Below are 247 nucleotides of genomic sequence, written 5' to 3' on the forward strand. Positions count from 1 at the left end.
CCGGTGTAGCTCAACTGGTAGAGCAACTGACTTGTAATCAGTAGGTTGGGGGTTCAAGTCCTCTCGCCGGCACCATTTTTAGTATTTTCATCTGAATTTGTGATAGAATGTATATTATAGATACAGTTGCTAATACTAAGATACTCTTAGTGGATGAATGGCTTACTCTATGGCGATCGTGGCGAAGTGGTTAACGCACCGGTTTGTGGATCCGGCATTCGGGGGTTCAATTCCCCTCGATCGCCCC

1 tRNA gene is annotated in these 247 nt (G+C 46.2%); it reads left to right on the plus strand.

The features are described from left to right. Positions 1-172: 172 nt before the first annotated feature. Positions 173-245 (plus strand) — tRNA-His (locus FE296_RS00075). Positions 246-247: the final 2 nt, after the last annotated feature.

It is taken from the genome of Paenibacillus sp. UASWS1643, assembly GCF_008693195.1.
Classification (GTDB): Bacteria; Bacillota; Bacilli; order Paenibacillales; family Paenibacillaceae; genus Paenibacillus; species Paenibacillus amylolyticus_B.